Raw genomic sequence first — 18,264 nt, 5'->3', positions numbered from 1 at the left:
ATAAGAACACTTATTTTTGCAGCATGTTGCAGTTTGAGAATCAAAAGATAAAACAAATAGTACGCAAGGCACTTCCGGTAGTGACGCTGGTTGCCATGCTATATTCCTGCGCCAGTATCGGGCGACCGGACGGGGGGCCTTATGATGAGACTCCACCCCGTTTCATAGGCAGTACTCCTGCTGCCGGTGCATTAAATAATGAAAGGACGAAAGTTTCTTTGTTATTTGACGAATTTATAAAGTTGGAGAAAGCGACGGAGAAAGTGGTTGTTTCTCCACCTCAGATACAGCAACCCGAAATCAAGGCTTCAGGAAAGCGGATACAGGTGAACCTGCTCGATTCTTTGAAGCCGAACACGACTTATACCATTGATTTCTCGGACGCCATTGTCGATAACAATGAGGGTAATCCGTTGGGTAACTTCGCGTTTACCTTCTCTACCGGTGCACAGATTGATACGATGGAAGTGTCCGGAACGATATTGGATGCATCCAATCTGGAACCTATCAAAGGTATCCTGGTCGGACTGCATTCCAACCTGAACGATTCGGCTTTTAACAAATTGCCTTTCGACCGTGTGGCGCGTACGGACAGTCGCGGGCGCTTCTCTATTCGTGGCATAGCTCCCGGCAAGTACCGTATCTACGGCTTGATGGATGCCGACCAGAATTTTACTTTTAATCAGAAGAGTGAAGTGATTGCTTTTCATGATTCGCTGATTATCCCCCGTATGGAAGAACGTATCCGTATGGATACAGCCTGGGTGGATTCATTGACTTATGATACGATTGTTGAGAAGAAATATATGCATTATCTGCCGGATGACGTAATTCTCCGGGCTTTCAAGGAACTGAATTATTCGCAATATCTTATCAAGTCCGAAAGACTTGTTCCGCATAAATTTACTTTCTATTTTGCGGGTAAGGCAGACACTTTGCCTGTACTGAAAGGATTAAACTTCGACGAAAAGGACGCCTTTATCATCGAGAAGAACCAGCGGAACGATACGATTCATTATTGGGTAAAGGATTCTTTGCTATTCAAACAGGATACGCTTGCCATGAGTTTGACTTATCTTTATACGGATACCTTGAATCAGTTAGTACCCCGTACGGATACCTTGAACCTTGTTTCGAAGCAGAAATATAAGAAAGACGAGCCGGAAAAGGAGAAGAAGAAAAAGAAGAAAAAGAAAGATGAAGAGGAAGAACCGGAACCGACGAAGTTCCTGCCCGTGAATGTCAGTGCGCCTTCGTCAATGGATGTATACGGTTATATATCTTTGAACTTTGAGGAACCGATAGCCAGCTTTGACAGTGCGGCCATTCATCTGCGTCAGAAGGTAGATACGCTTTGGCAGGACATACCGTTCGAGTTTGGACGGGATTCTCTGAACCAGAAGAAGTTTAATCTGTATTATGATTGGGAGCCGACCTTTGAATATGAGTTTGAAGTGGATTCTACGGCTTTCCACGGTATATACGGATTGTTTACCGATAAGATAAAACAAGGATTCAAGGTACGTAGTGAAGATGAATATTTCACGCTTCATTTCAACGTGACAGGAGCTGATTCTCTGGCATTCGTCGAACTGCTTGATGCGCAAGACAAGGTGGTTCGTAAGCGGAGAGTGGAGAAGGATGGAATGGTTGATTTTTACTTCCTGAATCCGGGGAAATATGCAGCCAGGCTGATAAACGACACAAATGGAAACGGAGAATGGGACACGGGAGACTTTGCAAAGGGTTTGCAACCGGAAGCGGTTTTCTATTATCCGACCATATTAGAGTATAAAGCGTTGTGGGACGTGACACAACCGTGGGATATTCATGCGACCCCTGTGGATAAACAGAAACCGGATGAGCTTAAAAAACAAAAACCAGATGAAGACAAAAAGAAAAAAGATAGAAATAACCAGAACAGGCGTCGCTAACTTTCGCCGTAGTCTGATTATCGGAACTGTGGCATTACTGATGGGAATTTTCGCCCTTCCCGCGAGTGCCCAATGTGAGGCGAAGAATGATGCGTTTCAAACGGGCGAACACGTGATGTATGATTTGTACTTCAACTGGAAGTTTGTCTGGGTGAAAGCCGGACTCGCCAGTCTGACGACCAATGCGACTACCTACCATTCGGAACCTGCTTACCGGATGAACCTGCTTGCTTTGGGCAGCAAACGGGCGGACTTCTTTTTCAAGATGCGTGATACGTTGACTTGCGTGATTGGCGAGAAACTGGAGCCGCGTTATTTCCGTAAGGGTGCCGAGGAAGGAAAACGTTATACAGTGGATGAGGCTTGGTTCTCGTATAAGGACGGACTCTGCTTTGTCAACCAGAAACGTACGTATAGGGATGGAACGTTTGATGAATCGGAAGCGAGTGACAGCCGTTGTATATATGATATGTTGAGTATTTTGGCTCAGGCACGCTCTTATGATCCTACTGATTATAAAGTAGGAGAGAAGATCAAGTTTCCGATGGCTACGGGACGGAAAGTGGAAGAGCAGACGCTTATCTATCGCGGAAAGGAAAACGTGAAAGCCGAGAACGGAGTTACTTATCGTTGCCTGATTTTCTCATTAGTCGAATACGATAAGAAAGGGAAGGAGAAAGAAGTCATAACTTTCTTTGTGACAGATGACCAGAACCATCTTCCGGTTCGTCTGGATTTGTTCCTGAACTTCGGATCGGCAAAGGCGTTCTTGAATGATGTTCGGGGAAACCGGCATCCGATGACTTCTATCGTAAAATAAGTCGGAAATTAGGTACGGATTTCTCGGATTACACAGTCTCAATTATATAAGAACCGTGTAATCCGCGAAATCCGTGCCTAAATATACAGCTTCCAATTTGCTTTAACTTCTTTTTATTCTTCTACCTCAAAAGGAACTTTCTGGTCTTTCCTAAATACACTGGATTCAAAAGTAGCAATCAAGTCGCCGTTCTGATTAGTGATATCTACCTGATAGCAACCCGTACTTCGTCCGATATAACGTTCGCGTGCTTCGGCATAAAGAGTATCCCCTGGTCCGCTAGCACGTAAGAAAGTAATGGTGGATGAAAGTGAAAAGGCAAGTGTGCCATGTGAATTGGCAGCCGCAGCCAGTGCAAGGTCGGCCAACGTGAAGATGGCTCCGCCCTGTGTACGGGCTCCTGCATTCAGATGTTCAGGTTTTATTTCCAACTTGGCTTTGCTGTATCCTTTGCTTACTTCCAGCAGAACTATACCTGCGTTTTCAGCGAATACGTCATTCTTAAAAAACTCTTGTGGGCTCATCATATTTATTGTTTTTCGATGTTTCTTCCGCAAATGTACCAAAATTGTCCCTCATTTGGATTATTTAGGTCGGTCTATTCTCTTGAAATGCACTATTTTTGCAATCAAGAAAATTAATCACTTAACAAATAATCCCTGTATTATGAAAACAATTCTTAGCGCATTAGGACTTTCCCTTCTAATCTTTACGAGTTGCGGTGGACAAAAAAAGGTTGAAGTAGACTTTATTCAGGACAACATCGACAACGCAGTGGCACAGAACACGATTCAAACGGATATTATCGAGAAATCCGGCAAGGTTCTGAATCCGAGAACTATCAATGAAGACGGCAGTATATCTTATATACCTATTGAAGATTGGTGCTCGGGTTTTTATCCCGGTAGCATGTGGCTGACTTATAACCTGACCGGAGATAAGAAATGGTTGCCGCTGGCTGAAAAATATACGGAAGCTCTTGATTCTGTGAAGTATCTGAAATGGCATCATGATGTTGGTTTCATGATTGGTTGCAGCTATCTGAACGGATACCGTCTGGCTGACAAGAAAGAATATAAGGATGTGATTGTCGAAGCAGCCAAGTCACTCTCTACCCGTTTCCGTCCGAATGCAGGTGTTATCCAGTCATGGGATGCAGATAAAGGCTGGCAGGGAACACGTGGATGGAAATGTCCGGTGATTATTGATAATATGATGAATCTCGAACTGTTGTTCGAAGCAACAGCTTTCTCCGGTGATTCTACTTTCTACAACATTGCGGTGAAACATGCCGATACGACCTTGGCACACCATTTCCGTCCGGACAACAGTTGCTATCATGTCGTAGACTACGATCCCGAAACCGGTGAAGTGCGCAAGAGACAAACTGCACAGGGATATGCTGATGAATCGGCTTGGGCTCGCGGACAGGCTTGGGCTCTTTACGGATATACTACTTGCTATCGCTATACGAAAGACAAGAAATATCTCGACCAGGCTCAAAAGGTATATAATTTTATCTTTAACAACAAGAATCTGCCGGAAGACCTCGTTCCTTATTGGGACTACGATGCACCGAACATTCCGAATGAACCACGTGACGCTTCCGCTGCGGCTTGTACAGCTTCTGCCCTTTACGAATTGGACGGTTATCTGCCGGGCAACCAGTACAAGGAAACTGCTGATAAGATTATGGTAAGCCTGGGTTCGCCCGCATATCGTGCAGAGGTGGGTACTAACGGTAACTTTATCCTGATGCACTCGGTGGGCAGTATTCCTCACGGTCAGGAAATCGATGTTCCTCTGAACTATGCCGACTATTACTTTCTGGAAGCGCTGATGCGCAAAAGAGATCTCGAAAAGAAATAAATCTCATTGATATGTACAGTGAACGGTAAATGATGAACATAGGCTTCTGTATATAGCTTGTCCATCGTTCACCGTTCATTTGTTTATCATCTTTATTATAAACCGTTTATCGTTAACTATCATTATCATGAATAAACCTATAAACCTTTTGGTAGGTGGTCTGACTTTGTTTGCGGCACAGGGTTGCAAGGCCCCGAAGCAAGTTGTGGAACAAGCTGAGCATCCCAATATTATCTATGTATTTCCCGACCAATACCGTAACCAGGCAATGGGATTCTGGAGTCAGGACAGATTCCGGGATAAAGTGAATTTTCAGGGCGATCCTGTTCATACCCCCAATCTGGATGCATTTGCCCGCGAATCCATGGTGTTGTCTTCTGCACAGAGCAACTGCCCGCTGAGTAGTCCTCATCGTGGAATGTTATTGACCGGCATGTATCCCAACCGGAGCGGCGTGCCTTTGAACTGTAATTCTACGCGTCCCATCAGTTCTTTGCGTGAAGACGCTGAATGTATCGGCGATGTGTTCAGTAAAGCCGGTTATGACTGTGCTTATTTCGGAAAACTTCATGCCGATTTTCCGACCCCGAACGACCCCGAACATCCGGGACGATATGTAGAATCCAAACGTCCGGCATGGGATGCCTATACTCCGAAAGAACGTCGTCACGGATTTAACTATTGGTATTCTTACGGTACGTTTGATGAACATAAGAATCCTCACTATTGGGATACGGACGGCAAGAGACACGACCCGAAAGAATGGTCGCCTTTGCATGAATCGGGCAAGGTGGTTTCATATTTGAAAAATGAAGGTAACGTGCGCGATACAAAGAAACCTTTCTTTATTATGGTAGGCATGAACCCGCCTCATAGTCCGTATCGTTCTTTGGACGACTGTGAAGAGCAGGATTTCAACCTTTACAAGGATAAACCTTTGGATAGCTTGCTGGTTCGTCCGAACGTAGACTTGAAGATGAAAAAGGCAGAATCTGCCCGTTACTATTTTGCTTCCGTAACGGGAGTTGACCGTGCCTTCGGTCAGATTCTGGAAACGCTGAAAGACTTGGGACTGGATAAAAATACGGTTGTTATCTTCGCTTCCGACCATGGCGAGACGATGTGCAGCCAACGTACCGAAGACCCGAAGAACTCGCCTTACTCCGAATCAATGAATATTCCGTTTATCGTGCGTTTCCCGGGCAAGATTCAGCCGAGAGTAGATGACTTGCTGCTTTCATCACCGGATATTATGCCTACTGTGCTTGGCTTGTGCGGATTGGGTGATTCTATTCCGGCAGAAGTGCAAGGCCGTAACTTTGCTCCTCTTTTCTTCGATGAAAAGGCGGAAATTGTCCGCCCGACGGGTGCGCTGTATATCCAGAATCTGGACGGTGAAAAGGATGAAAACGGATTGGTACAGACTTATTTCCCTTCTTCGAGAGGTATCAAGACCGCACAATATACCTTAGCCTTATATATCGACCGCAATACGAAGCAACTAAAGAAGAGCCTTCTGTTTGATGACTTGAATGATCCTTATCAGTTGCACAACCTGCCTTTGGAAGAAAATAAGGAAGTAGTGGAGCAACTTTATCGTGAAATGGGTACTATGCTGAAGGAAATTAACGACCCTTGGTACACGGAAAAGATTCTGTCGGACAGAATTCCTTATTAACAGAAACCTATGTAGTTGAATGAAAATTTAATTTAGACAGAAAAACAAAAGAATATAAAGGCTGTGTTTAGATAGTTATTTTTGCTGTTTATAGAATTATTGTTCTATCTTTTGTTCTTATGTTCTTCTGTCTAAAAATTAATATGCGATTGAATGAAAAATACTTGTTTCATTATACTATTATTGCTTGGAAGTATCTCTTCCGCTTTTGCCCAATTCATCGGCTTTGAAGACGGAGTCCCCGAAGTGTTCAACGTTTCGGGAAAAGGAGAACTGAAAGCATCCTCTCTCTTTTATAAAGAAGGGGAGAGCAGCCTGGAATGGGATTTTCAACCCGGTTCTGCTTTAAATGTTCAAATCTCTCCTTTATCACTCAATGCGAAGAAAGAGAAGCAGTTCGGCATTACTTTGTGGATTTATAATGAGAAACCGCAGCAGGATTCTATTCGTTTCGAGTTTCTGAATAAGGCGGGCGAAGTCTCTTATTGGTTCTCTTATCATTTGCAGGCAGCCGGTTGGCGTGCGTGCTGGATTTCTTTCGAGTATATGAAAGGAGAGAAGAACGACAAGAATATCGTTGCTTACCGGTTGGTTGCTCCTCAACGGAAAGGACGTATTTTCCTTGACCGTCTGACTTTTCCTGAGAAGAAGATGAATCTTCGCACTACTCCCGACCAGCAGTTGCCGTCCAATAACGGCTTGTCTAATCGTGACCTCTGGCACTGGTGTCTCGTGTGGAAATGGGAACAGCAATCTTATGATACTCCATTATCCTCTAAATTGACCAGTCAACAGAAGAAAGACCTGAAAACTATCGAACAACGTTTGACGGACTTTCTGGAAGTGAAAAAAGTACCGCAAGGGCAGATTAATGCAGCCTACAAAACGTTTGAGAGAGCAGCCATTCATCCGTCTACTGCCGGGACAGGTTTTGTGGGGGCTCCTATTGTTGCTCCCGATGAGCTGGATAAGAAAAAAGGAGAGATGTCATGGAATGATATTGAGACCATGCTTTCCGGTTTTGCGCTTGATGCCTATTATAATCAGAATGAAATATCAAGGAAGAATTACTTTACAGTATTCGACTATGCCATAGATCAAGGGTTTGCATTCGGCAGCGGTATGGGAACGAATCATCATTATGGTTATCAGATCCGTAAGATATATACCACTGCTTGGTTGATGCGTGATGCGATTTATAAACATGCTCACCGTGATGCTTATCTGTCTACACTACGTTTCTGGGCTGCTTTGCAGGAGACTCGCCAACCATGTTCACCAACGCGTGATGAGTTGTTGGATTCCTGGCATACATTGCTGATGGCGAAGTTTATTTCCGCCATGATGTTTCCCGATGCAAGGGAACAGGAGCAAGCGTTGGGCGGTTTGTCACGCTGGCTGTCTTCTTCCTTGCGATATACGCCGGGAACGATTGGTGGTATAAAGGTAGACGGCACTACTTTCCATCACGGTGGCTTTTATCCGGGATATACAACCGGAGTACTGGCTACGGTGGGACAATTTATAGCCTTCACCAATGGCACAGGTTTCGAGCTTACGGAAGATGCCCGCCGGCATATGAAGTCCGCTTTTATCGCCATGCGTAATTATTGTAATCTTTATGAGTGGGGGATAGGTATCAGTGGTCGTCATCCTTTTGGTGGAAAAATGGGGAGCGATGATATTGAAGCATTTGCCAATATTGCTTTGTCGGGCGATTTGTCAGGTCAGGGGAATACGTTCGACCGTGGTCTGGCTGCTGATTATCTGCGTCTTGTACGCAATGGAGATACTCCGAATGCACGTTTCTTTAAGAAAGAAGGCATCAAAACCGCCCAAGCTCCACAAGGATTCTTTGTTTATAACTACGGTTCGGCAGGTATTTTCCGCCGTGCGGATTGGATGGTGACACTGAAAGGATATACGACTGATGTATGGGGTTCTGAAATCTATGTGAAAGATAATCGTTATGGACGTTACCAAAGTTATGGCTCGGTACAGATTATGGGAAAAGGAAACCCCGTATCCCGTGCCGGAAGCGGTTTTGTACAGGAAGGCTGGGACTGGAACCGTTTGCCGGGTACGACTACCATTCACTTACCTTTCGAACTGTTGGATAGTCCGCTGAAAGGAACCACAATGGCTCATTCCAAAGAGAACTTTTCGGGTAGCAGTTCGCTGGATGGTAAAAACGGTATGTTTGCCATGAAACTGATGGAAAGAGGTTATGAGAACTTTACGCCTGACTTTGTTGCCCGTAAATCAGTATTTTGTTTTGACAACCGGATGATTTGCATGGGGACAGGCATAACTAATAGCAACGCGGATTATCCTACGGAAACGACCCTTTTCCAGACAAAGTACAATGGAAAGGATTCTAAAGTAGGAGATGATAATTATTGGCTGCATGATGGCTATGATAATTATTATCACGTGGTTGACGGAAATGTTCGTACGCAAGTTGCAGAGCAGGAATCACGTCATGAAAAGACTCGTGCGGTGACAAAAGGAACATTCTCTTCTGCGTGGATAGAGCATGGTAAGGCTCCGAAGGATGGAACATACGAGTATATGGTTCTGATACAACCCTCTGATTCTGATTTGGATGAACTTCGTAAAGCTCCTGCCTATGAAGTTTTACAGCGCGATCAGACTGCTCATGTTGTGTATGATAAGAAAACAGGTATTACAGCCTATGCTGCTTTTGAGACTTATCAGCCTGAAAGTGACAAACTGATTGCTTCTATTCCTGCGGAAACGATGGTGATGTATGCCAAAGAATCAGCCAAAGGTATTCGATTGAGTATCTGCGACCCGAACTTGAACATCAAAGAAAAGGCTTATACGACCAAAGAGCCTAGCCGCCCTATTCGTAAGGAAATACGTCTTAAAGGGCATTGGACATTGACGAACCCAATGGAGAATGTTCAGTTGGAACAAAAAGGAGAAAATACTGTATTGACAGTGACTTGCCAGCATGGACAACCTGTTGAGATACTAATGGATAATAAGTGATTAGTGAATAAGTAAGAGAAACAACTTTAAAGGGGTATTAGTTATTATATGTTTCTATGAAAAAAGAGAAGACCGGTTCGTGGTGAGCCGGTCTTCTTTATTTTTAGTCTGCACAATGAAGTGCACTGCTTCTTGCCTTATTTATTCAGTCTCCATTCAAAACCGTCTTTCGTATCTTTTACCTCGAATCCGAGTGCGGTCAATGTATTACGGATTTCATCGGAAGTAGCCCAATCCTTATTGGCTTTCGCTTTCATACGCTGTTCCAGCAACATATCTACTACCTTGCCGTATGCTGCCTCACGACCATCGGATGAGCCTTTTTCTTCTTTCAGTCCCATGATGTCGAAGCTGAACAGGTGGAAAGTCTCTTTCAAGTCTTTCAAATCTTCGGCGGAAATAGTAGCATTTCCGGCGATGATATTGTTGATGATACGGGCGCCTTCAAAAAGTTGTGCAATGACGATAGGAGTATTCAAGTCATCATTCATTGCTTCATAGCACTTGGCACGCAGTTCTTTTACGTTAATACCTGCTGAAGTCGCTGCTGCGGGAGTTATCTTTTCCAATGCGTCAATGGCTTCCATCAGGCGTTGCAGACCCTTTTCCGATGCTTGCAGCGCTTCATTGCTGAAATCGACCGTACTACGGTAATGAGCTTGCAGGATGAAGAAACGGATAGTCATCGGAGTGTAGGCTTGTGCCAGTAACTTATGAGTGCCGTTGAAGAATTCGTCCAGTGTGATGAAGTTACCGAGTGATTTGCCCATCTTTGTTCCGTTGATGGTAATCATGTTGTTGTGCATCCAGTAGTGAACCATGTCGTCACCTTGCGAAGCTACCGACTGTGCGATTTCACATTCGTGGTGAGGGAAAATCAAGTCCATTCCACCGCCGTGAATGTCGAAATGCTCGCCAAGATACTTACGTCCCATAGCGGTACATTCGGCATGCCATCCGGGGAAACCGTCGCTCCAGGGAGACGGCCAGCGCATGATATGTTCCGGTTGTGCCTTTTTCCAGAGGGCGAAATCGGCGGGATTGCGCTTCTCGCTTTGTCCGTCAAGGTCGCGGGTGGTATTCAATACGTCGTCCAGATTGCGTCCGGACAATTTTCCGTAGTGATGGTCTTTATTGTATTTGGCTACGTCGAAGTAAACGGAACCTTCGCTTTCGTAAGCGTATCCGGCATCCAGAATCTTCTGTACCAGTTGGATTTGTTCGATGATATGTCCCGAAGCATGCGGCTCGATACTTGGCGAAAGTACGTTGAGCGCTTCCATTGCCTTATGATAGCGGTTCAGGTAATACTGGACTACTTCCATCGGCTCCAGTTCTTCCAGACGTGCTTTTTTGGCAATTTTGTCTTCTCCTTCGTCGGCGTCATGCTCCAAATGACCTACGTCGGTAATATTACGTACATAACGCACTTTATATCCTAGATGAGTGAGATAACGGAAGAGTATGTCGAATGTGATGGACGGGCGTGCATGTCCCAAATGAGCGTCACCGTATACGGTTGGCCCACATACATACATTCCTACATGGGGCGCATGAAGCGGCACGAACAACTCTTTCTTTCTATCTAACGTGTTGTAAATGGTAAGTTGATGTTCCATAACCTTTTATATTTGTTCTATTGGAATCGCAAAGTTAGTATAAAATCTGAATATGCGCCCCATCTTTGACAGGTTCATTTATAGTCTTGATTTATTTTCCCTTATTGGAACAAAGTGTTTCACATCGAAAAACGATTGGTTTCACAACCAATTATTTGGCACGAAATGCAAAAAAGACTAATTTTGTAATCCTAATGATCTGAACACATGAATGAAACAACATATAAAATCCTGATGGGAGCTTCGGCTTTCATGATAGCGATGCTGGGAGGTATGCTGGCAACTACAACGATACTGCCGGAAGACGGATTGGAGAAGTTACGGAAGGCCCGTAATATCCTTGTGCCCTCTTATTTTGTACTCGCCCTTCTCAGCCTGGTATGCTGCTTTACGGGTTATGACCGTCGTATTGAACCTGCCAGTACGCTTTTTGTGGCATCGTTTCAGGCTCTTCTTTTTACCATGTCCATGTTGGTTTTCATACGTCCGGGTGAAGTCAGATGGAGCATGGTGTTCCGACAGGCCGGAGGTATTGCGGTGGCAGGTGCAACCCTGTTTATCACCTTGTTTTGTTTTACAGATTATTATTTGTGGTTCTTTTATACGGGCATCGCCGCTTATATTATCCAGTTGATTATCTATACCCGAAAATTCACGCAGGCTTACCGCAAGACGGTACAAGAGGTGGAGGACTACTATGACGAGGACGGGGAGAACCGTCTGACATGGGTAAAGACCGGATTTTATAGTGCATTGGCTGTTGGGGTCATGGCCATATCCGTCTTGTTTTTTACTGATTGGTACAAGTTCTTTGTTCCACTGTATGTGCTTTATTACAGTTTCATGGTGATGTGGTTCGTCAACTACTATCGAAGGATGAAATTTGCGATTCCGGTCATTGCGGCTGTTCCACCCGAAGCAAAGGTTTATGCAACCCCGATAGAAACAGACATGGTCGAAACAGGCAAGTCTGTAAAAGAGGACAAGGAGACGCCGGAAACTATTTTTCTTACAAAGGAACAGCTATTAAAAGAAAGATTACAGAAATACGTGGATGAGAAAGAATACTGTGAGAAGGATATCCCTTCCGGTATCGTGGTCGATTCTTTCGGGGTACCCCAATCATTCTTCCGGCAATATATGAAAGACCATTACGGAATGGACTTCCGCCCGTGGCGCAAGGAACTTCGTTTGCGCGAGGCAGCCCGTCTGTTTACTGAAAATCCCGGATATACGATAGAAGAGGTATGTGAAATGGTAGGGTACAACAATAGCGGTAATTTCAACAGGGATTTCAAAAAAATGATGGAAATGACCCCAAAAACTTATTGCAGACAAATCTGCTTAAAGGACACTGATGCGGCGGAAATCGAAGCATCAGATTATCGGTGAATGATGTGTCTGTTTTTTTTCTGAATTTCCTCGATTGCCACACTGTTTCTCATGCTTGGATAAAATTGTCTTTCGTTAATTGAAAATTGTCTTTCGTTGGTTTTCCTGCTTTTCAGCATGTAAAAAATTGTCTTTCATTAGTTTGAACGAAAGACAATTGATTTTATTTGCAATAATTGATTACATGTTCTATTTTCGTGCGATATGAAAGGTTCTTCAGTAACCGGTCTCTTCCTTTTTCTGCACGAAAAATAGCCGCAAGGCATCCTATATAAAAACACTATTATACCAACTAATATGATCAACCTAATACAGTAAGGAACTTATGAAAACGAAATTCTTGACATTATTCCTGTCGGCGGCGGCGCTGTTGGCAGCGTGCAGCGAAGACGACAATCCGGTAGCCGTATCGGGCATAACACTGGATAAACCTACTTTGGAACTGACCGTAGGCGAAACCGGACGACTCACCGTAACGGTTACTCCCGAAGATGCCGCCGATAAGAACGTCGTGTGGAAGAGCGGTAACACCGCTGCCGCAACGGTGGACGACAGTGGCCTCGTTACGGCTGTGGCAGCTGGAAACGCCACCATCATCGCCACGGCAGGCGGCAAACAGGCCACCTGCGAAGTGACGGTAATGGATGCCGTGCCGGAAGGTATCACCGTCACCACCTACGAAGCCCTGCACGAAGCCCTGCAGACGGGCGGTTCGGCCGACGCCCCTACGCTCATTACGCTGGGCGGTGACATCACAGTACCCGCAGGAGGAGATAGTAGCAGCGGCACATTCATAAACGGCAGCGGCTACTTCAAGATAGACGGCGGCGGCCACACCCTCACTTGGGAAAACGGCAGCTTTTACTTACTCGGAAATAACAATGCCGCCGCCGATGCCGTTTATATCGAATTCACCAATATCAAGCTGGTTCAAGATCCGAACTCATATTCTGCCATGGTAGGTGTTCTCAACGGCAGGATTACGCTGGGCGGGAACGTGACATTGGACGGGGTTCAATCTATGATTCTGGCTTTCGGCGAGAAAGCAGCATTGGAACTGGGTGACGGCTGCGAATTGTCTTACGCGGCAGGCAGTTCGAGCTGTGCAAGAGTCGCGGAGGGCTCCACCCTCGTGCTGAACGGGGGAAAGACCGCCGCCGGGGCTTACATAGATCTACAGCGCTATTCACCCGTTTCCTCCCCCCTTATCTCCGTTCCGAAAGCCCTCACGGGTGATGTGCACCTCAAGCTCAGCCTGGTCGGCATAACCTCCATCGCCCAAGGAACCGACGGTAACCAACTGACGCAGGCGGACTGCGACCATTTGAAAGTGAATCCGGAGTCAATAGTCAGCCTCTATGGAGAGCAGATGAAGAAATACGACGGCAACTTCGAGCTTTACCTCGACCCGGCGGATTATCAAATCAAGCTACGCCCGAAAAATTTCACACCCCCCACCTCCGGCGACATCGACATGACCTCCATGACCGCCGACGAAGCACAGCTAAACATCCTTGCCGCCATCGACGCAGGCTACACCGAAATCAAGCTGACGGGCGAACTTTCCAAGATAGGAATGGGCGGTAACAGAGGTACATTTGCCGGTAATACAAAAATCACGAAATGCGACCTCAGCGGAGTGACGGGCTGGGGAACAGAGGCAACACTGCCCGACAACGCCTTTATGGATTGCACCGCCTTGCAGGAGGTGACGCTGCCCGATGGCGTGCAGGTAATCGGAGAGTATGCCTTTATCCGTTGCGCTGCGCTGACTACGGTGAATCTTTCGCAGGTTGCCCGGATTGATAACAATGCATTTCGGGAATGCACTTCATTGGCCGCACTCACGCTGGATAATGTAACAGCGATCGACCATGATGCTTTCTTCGGATGTACGGGCCTCGAAACGCTCGAAATACCGATGTGTACCCGGTTCAGCAGTTATATCGTAACGGGATGCAGCAGCCTTACCCGGATAAAAGCCACCGCAGCCGGAGATTTCGTTGATATAGATAATGGCAGCAGTATAGAGCGCAATGCCGTTTTTCAGAACAGAACCACCGCCGGTCATACCGGAGATAACGCATTCAATTCCGCCATGTGCGACCTCGTGCTGAACGCCGACAAGAAGCAGGACGGCATGGCCGTCCCCAAAGTCTCCAACGGTAACGAATGGACTGTGCTCGACGGCTACAACATGAAATGGAAGAGCATCACCTTCCCATAAGAAGGAGCAGCCCGGTCGGCAGAGCGAAGTGAAAGAAAGCAATATTGAAAACTATCATTACAAAATATATGAATATGAACAAATGGTATATCAGACGTGATTTTTCCGTTGTGGCAGAAAGATTGGGCAGGAGAGGACAGCTCTTGTCTTCTGATGCTCCGCCACCGGACGCCCTATTTTGGGAAATGTGGCAGGAGTGCGAGCCTATCGCACGGCAAGTGCTGGAAACGGCATACTTCAAAGGCATTCTGAACAACGACCTCGACCCGAATGCTTATGGAACGTTGATGGTGCAGGACGCTTACTATTGCTTCAAGGCCCAAGATGCTTATGCGGTAGCGGCGACCCACGCTTTGGACGATGCTTGCGGTGACTTCCTGCAAGGCAAGTACACCAGTTATGAGGAATACAATACCTATTATCACGAAGCGTGGCACGTGCGTGAAGCCTCAGGCGTAATTCCCGGAGATGAAATCAAGGAATACGCCGCCTATGAAGCATTTGTGGCGGGAAACCTTGATTCGCCCTACCTGTTCAGCGTAATGCTGCCTTGCGAATATTTGTGGAACTGGATAGCCAACGAACTGGACAAAACAGCCCCGAAAGACGGACTTTATTATTTCTGGATAGAAGGAAACGGCGGTACGCCTGATGGAGCTTATCAGATGGCAAACATGCTCGAAAGTTATCGCAGGCAGATAGACGAAGCGAAAGCCAAGGAGATTTTCCGCATTGCTCTACAGCACGAGTTGAAAGTTTTTACAGCAGCGACACTCTTAAAATCCGAATTATTATGGCAAAGAAAGAATTCAAGCTTACAGAGATAAAGAAAGGCTATAACATAGCCTGGACAGTATGTTCCCAATGCCTTTTTACCGGGACAATTACATTGACGGACAATGCAGGGAAAGTGTATTTTCAATATCCTAAAACGAACCGCAGCACATCCTATCAGGTATTGGGACAAGGACATCGCGATTTTACCGGCGATGTATTGTACCTGTATGTGGATATTCCTGAAAGCGCAGAGATAAATCAAAGCATCACCGCCAACAATGTGACCGATTCACATGCCGGAAAGGTAGGACAAGTTTATAGCTTTTGCATTGAAGACTCGACTGATGAGGATTACAACGATTTTTACATAAACATTGTTGGCTGGGCAAAAAAGGGATAGTCCCTGTATCCCTGTAAGAATATAACTCCCGAAGTTGAACTTCGAGGCGGTCGAAGTTCAACATTGGCACCGCCAAAGTTCAATTTCGGGAACCCGGCAACCCTCCCCGCTACCGCCCCCGCAAGGGCACAAGAGTTCTTTGAAAGATTGTATTGGAGATGGAAAGGAAAAAACGAGTGGGATACTTGGCCATCCGGCAGCGAATCGGTACTTTTGCAAGCGAAACAGCAGCCTATAAGAAAGGAGAACCAATACCTGAAATAATCCCATCCTCCAATACCCTCTTTCATATTGAACGCTTAAAATTTAAGAACTTAAAATTAAGCGATATGAAACAGCCCCCCTTGGAATCCGCTTCTGGAAACACCTTCCGCGTCATCCTCCTGCCGCAGCCGGTTACTCCCGGAACCCCGTGGATAGAAATCACCGTCGGCGGCCGAACCGTCACCTACGCCGTCCCTGCCGGGCTGACCGAGCTGGAAGGCGGAAAGGAACAGGTGGTGAACCTCAAGCTGACCAACAGCGGAGCGAATTGAAACACTCCGGCGGTCTGAAAGAGAAATATCAATCAATTAAAACAATAACTATATGGAAGCAACCATCGACATAGACCGGATGATAGAAATCTGCTTCGCCGCACAGTTTTTCGTGTACGGCTATATGGCATTGTTTCTCTATCCCTACAACGACTACGACACCATCCCCCGCATGAGGCACACCGGAAGCAAGTCGTACCTCCGGGGACGCTGTGTGTTGGCGGTGGTTTACATCTTACTCGGCATTGCCGCCGGATTCGGGCTATGTCCGGCATCCCCTTCCAACGGGAGTGCTGCGGGGGTCTGGGCATCGCCTCTCGTCCCGGCTTGTCTCACCTTGTTCTTCATGGCACATACCGGGTTGCTGTTGGGGTTGTGCGACTCTACTGCCACCGGTCGTAAAAACTATCTGCTCCATTTGCTGCCCTTGCCCGTGCTGTGTGTCCTCTATGCAGTATTCCCGGCGTGGGGCGAAGCGGTTGCCGTACTTCAGTCTGTTCATCTGGTGGCACTCATCGGTTGGTACACGCCGCTGTTCTACAAAGAATACGACAATCTGAACTGTTGCTGCTGGGATGCCGTGAACGAAACGCCCGACGACGTAGCCCCCGACTACGACTGCCTGCCCGAATCCATGCCGTGGATAGGCCGCCGCTACATAGGTCTGCTCGTCATCACCCTGCTGGCATTGCTGGCGCACTTCCTGCCCTACGGCTGGACGGCCTACGTGATAGCGATACTCTTTACTGGCTATCTCTTCTGGTTTTTCTACTGGGTGTTCCTGCGGTTTCCCCGGTTTGCCCGTGCCTTATTTTATTATATGAATGAAGAATGGGGATAACTTGGCGCAGTTTGAATATCAGGGGATTTGATAAAGGGCAACCACATTCCTGAAAATAACCAGGGCGACCGCACTATAAGTTTGTTTCATTTCAGTACTGAAACGCTCGAATCAGTAGTAACCGATAGAAAGTTCCTCCTTTTTAAGATCGCAAAAAAATATGCATATCCCCACTAAAATTCTACTGATCCAATATTACGCTTCCGGCATCCAACATTCACCAATAGGCAAGGTGCCCTCGCTGTTACTGGAAAAATCTTCGTTAGGGATACGGGTTAACTTTCAGGGCAAAAACTTATTGATTGCTTCGGCTACGCCGTCTTCTTCATTGCTTGAAGTGATATAATCCGCCGCTTTTTTCACCGGTTCCTGTGCATTGCCCATGGCAATGCCTAATCCTGCAAACTTTATCATCGACAAATCGTTGTAACCATCACCTATGGCTATGATTTCTTCGCGTCCTATTCCTATTTCTTTTAATAGGACACCGAGAGACAAGGCTTTGTCGATTCCCTGCGGGACTAATTCGAGAAAATAGGGTTCTGAACGGAAGACGTTAATGCGTCCTTGCAACCGGAGACAAAGTTCGGCTTCCAGTGGAATGAGTTTGTCGGCATCTCCTACAATCAGGCATTTAGCTACCGGCAGTGTGATATCTGTCAGGAAATCGTTCGTTTCGCGCACTTCCATTTTATTCAGGAAAGCTTCTTTCTGTACATACGGGTCTTGGGAGTTCTCGGTCACGATTTCTGCTCCGTCATAAGTTAGTATGCTCAGATGGTGAGCGCGCGCACTTTCATAAAGCACCGGAACGATATCATTGGGGAGAACATTTTCGTATATCATTTCCTGTGTTTCCCAATTGATGATTTCTCCTCCGTTATAAGACAGGATGAATCCGCCAAATTCATTCATACGTAGTTCGTTTGCCAGCGGTACAATACCATAAGTCGGTCGCCCCGATGCCAGTACTAACCGGACGCCCTGTTCTTGTACACGTATCAATGTCTCCTTATTGCGGGGAGTAATCTCTTTTTGGGAATTAGTGAGTGTGCCGTCAAGATCAAGCACGATAAGTTTATATTTCATGTAGTGCTATTTTGTGTGCAAAGATAGGGTAAAAAAGTGTTTTAGCAAGATTGTGTATAGAAAGATA

At 46.1% G+C, this 18,264-nt stretch carries 14 protein-coding genes; 11 read left to right on the top strand and 3 right to left on the bottom strand.

The features are described from left to right. The first annotated feature begins 23 nt into the window (after window positions 1–23). Both AB5443_RS20580 and AB5443_RS20575 read left to right on the top strand, forming a co-directional pair. Window positions 24–1,934 carry an Ig-like domain-containing protein gene (locus tag AB5443_RS20580; RefSeq protein ID WP_368114258.1) on the top strand — a complete coding sequence of 637 codons (1,911 nt, stop codon included), beginning with the start codon at window positions 24–26 and terminating at the stop codon, window positions 1,932–1,934. Then, window positions 1,885–2,754 (top strand): DUF3108 domain-containing protein, encoded by an 870-nt coding sequence (locus AB5443_RS20575; RefSeq protein WP_044653560.1) that lies wholly within the window; start codon window positions 1,885–1,887, stop codon window positions 2,752–2,754. Before AB5443_RS20580 ends, AB5443_RS20575 begins: the two co-directional genes overlap by 50 nt. A gap of 113 nt (window positions 2,755–2,867) precedes the next feature. Here AB5443_RS20575 and AB5443_RS20570 read toward each other — a convergent pair whose 3' ends face one another. Beyond that, complete coding sequence (locus AB5443_RS20570; protein ID WP_044653564.1) at window positions 2,868–3,278, bottom strand: PaaI family thioesterase; 411 nt, start codon at window positions 3,276–3,278, stop codon at window positions 2,868–2,870. Between the two features lie 142 nt (window positions 3,279–3,420). Between AB5443_RS20570 and AB5443_RS20565 the strand changes: the two genes are divergently transcribed. The 3 genes from AB5443_RS20565 (at window position 3,421) to AB5443_RS20555 (ending at window position 9,316) form a co-directional block, all read left to right on the top strand. Beyond that, window positions 3,421–4,623: a glycoside hydrolase family 88 protein gene (locus tag AB5443_RS20565; RefSeq protein ID WP_195662391.1), complete on the top strand. Its 1,203-nt coding sequence runs from the start codon at window positions 3,421–3,423 to the stop codon at window positions 4,621–4,623. 127 nt (window positions 4,624–4,750) lie between these two features. Then, on the top strand, window positions 4,751–6,301 hold the full coding sequence (locus tag AB5443_RS20560) for a sulfatase (RefSeq protein ID WP_368114247.1): 1,551 nt from the start codon (window positions 4,751–4,753) through the stop codon (window positions 6,299–6,301). A gap of 153 nt (window positions 6,302–6,454) precedes the next feature. Then, a complete protein-coding gene (locus tag AB5443_RS20555) occupies window positions 6,455–9,316 on the top strand; it encodes a chondroitinase family polysaccharide lyase (RefSeq protein WP_368114248.1) in 2,862 nt (953 codons plus the stop codon). A gap of 137 nt (window positions 9,317–9,453) precedes the next feature. Here AB5443_RS20555 and cysS read toward each other — a convergent pair whose 3' ends face one another. Further along, a complete protein-coding gene (cysS, locus tag AB5443_RS20550) occupies window positions 9,454–10,935 on the bottom strand; it encodes a cysteine--tRNA ligase (RefSeq protein ID WP_022137024.1) in 1,482 nt (493 codons plus the stop codon). 207 nt (window positions 10,936–11,142) lie between these two features. Between cysS and AB5443_RS20545 the strand changes: the two genes are divergently transcribed. The 6 genes from AB5443_RS20545 (at window position 11,143) to AB5443_RS20520 (ending at window position 17,108) form a co-directional block, all read left to right on the top strand. Beyond that, complete coding sequence (locus tag AB5443_RS20545; RefSeq protein WP_368114249.1) at window positions 11,143–12,327, top strand: helix-turn-helix domain-containing protein; 1,185 nt, start codon at window positions 11,143–11,145, stop codon at window positions 12,325–12,327. Between the two features lie 325 nt (window positions 12,328–12,652). Then, window positions 12,653–14,554 carry a leucine-rich repeat protein gene (locus tag AB5443_RS20540; protein ID WP_368114250.1) on the top strand — a complete coding sequence of 634 codons (1,902 nt, stop codon included), beginning with the start codon at window positions 12,653–12,655 and terminating at the stop codon, window positions 14,552–14,554. A gap of 74 nt (window positions 14,555–14,628) precedes the next feature. Continuing rightward, complete coding sequence (locus AB5443_RS20535) at window positions 14,629–15,381, top strand: hypothetical protein (RefSeq protein WP_368119633.1); 753 nt, start codon at window positions 14,629–14,631, stop codon at window positions 15,379–15,381. After that, the gene (locus tag AB5443_RS20530; RefSeq protein ID WP_022137009.1) at window positions 15,348–15,731 is read left to right on the top strand and encodes a hypothetical protein; all 384 of its coding nucleotides are present in this window, start codon (window positions 15,348–15,350) and stop codon (window positions 15,729–15,731) included. The genes AB5443_RS20535 and AB5443_RS20530 overlap by 34 nt, the downstream gene beginning before the upstream one ends. 158 nt (window positions 15,732–15,889) lie before the next feature. Then, on the top strand, window positions 15,890–16,267 hold the full coding sequence (locus AB5443_RS20525) for a fimbrillin family protein (protein WP_368114252.1): 378 nt from the start codon (window positions 15,890–15,892) through the stop codon (window positions 16,265–16,267). 52 nt (window positions 16,268–16,319) lie between these two features. Further along, on the top strand, window positions 16,320–17,108 hold the full coding sequence (locus AB5443_RS20520) for a hypothetical protein (protein ID WP_368114253.1): 789 nt from the start codon (window positions 16,320–16,322) through the stop codon (window positions 17,106–17,108). A 282-nt stretch (window positions 17,109–17,390) separates the two neighbouring features. Here the strand turns inward: AB5443_RS20520 and AB5443_RS20515 are convergent, their stop codons facing one another. Continuing rightward, window positions 17,391–18,197, bottom strand: a complete 807-nt coding sequence (locus AB5443_RS20515) for a Cof-type HAD-IIB family hydrolase (RefSeq protein WP_195662382.1) — start codon at window positions 18,195–18,197, stop codon at window positions 17,391–17,393. Window positions 18,198–18,264 lie beyond the last annotated feature (67 nt).

Source organism: Bacteroides sp. RTP21281st1_H5_RTP21281_210402 (genome assembly GCF_040918965.1).
Lineage (GTDB): Bacteria > Bacteroidota > Bacteroidia > Bacteroidales > Bacteroidaceae > Bacteroides > Bacteroides congonensis.
Note: the sequence above shows the minus strand (reverse complement) of the source record. Positions and strands in the feature narration are given on the sequence as shown.

What these genes read in the sequence shown, in the direction of transcription:
- cysS (WP_022137024.1), bottom strand. Translation starts at nt 10,935, where the DNA reads ATGGAACATCAACTTACCATTTACAACACGTTAGATAGAAAGAAAGAG.
- AB5443_RS20525 (WP_368114252.1), top strand. Translation starts at nt 15,890, where the DNA reads ATGGAAAGGAAAAAACGAGTGGGATACTTGGCCATCCGGCAGCGAATC.
- AB5443_RS20530 (WP_022137009.1), top strand. Translation starts at nt 15,348, where the DNA reads ATGGCAAAGAAAGAATTCAAGCTTACAGAGATAAAGAAAGGCTATAAC.
- AB5443_RS20540 (WP_368114250.1), top strand. Translation starts at nt 12,653, where the DNA reads ATGAAAACGAAATTCTTGACATTATTCCTGTCGGCGGCGGCGCTGTTG.
- AB5443_RS20545 (WP_368114249.1), top strand. Translation starts at nt 11,143, where the DNA reads ATGAATGAAACAACATATAAAATCCTGATGGGAGCTTCGGCTTTCATG.
- AB5443_RS20565 (WP_195662391.1), top strand. Translation starts at nt 3,421, where the DNA reads ATGAAAACAATTCTTAGCGCATTAGGACTTTCCCTTCTAATCTTTACG.
- AB5443_RS20520 (WP_368114253.1), top strand. Translation starts at nt 16,320, where the DNA reads ATGGAAGCAACCATCGACATAGACCGGATGATAGAAATCTGCTTCGCC.
- AB5443_RS20580 (WP_368114258.1), top strand. Translation starts at nt 24, where the DNA reads ATGTTGCAGTTTGAGAATCAAAAGATAAAACAAATAGTACGCAAGGCA.
- AB5443_RS20560 (WP_368114247.1), top strand. Translation starts at nt 4,751, where the DNA reads ATGAATAAACCTATAAACCTTTTGGTAGGTGGTCTGACTTTGTTTGCG.
- AB5443_RS20575 (WP_044653560.1), top strand. Translation starts at nt 1,885, where the DNA reads ATGAAGACAAAAAGAAAAAAGATAGAAATAACCAGAACAGGCGTCGCT.
- AB5443_RS20555 (WP_368114248.1), top strand. Translation starts at nt 6,455, where the DNA reads ATGAAAAATACTTGTTTCATTATACTATTATTGCTTGGAAGTATCTCT.
- AB5443_RS20535 (WP_368119633.1), top strand. Translation starts at nt 14,629, where the DNA reads ATGAACAAATGGTATATCAGACGTGATTTTTCCGTTGTGGCAGAAAGA.
- AB5443_RS20515 (WP_195662382.1), bottom strand. Translation starts at nt 18,197, where the DNA reads ATGAAATATAAACTTATCGTGCTTGATCTTGACGGCACACTCACTAAT.
- AB5443_RS20570 (WP_044653564.1), bottom strand. Translation starts at nt 3,278, where the DNA reads ATGAGCCCACAAGAGTTTTTTAAGAATGACGTATTCGCTGAAAACGCA.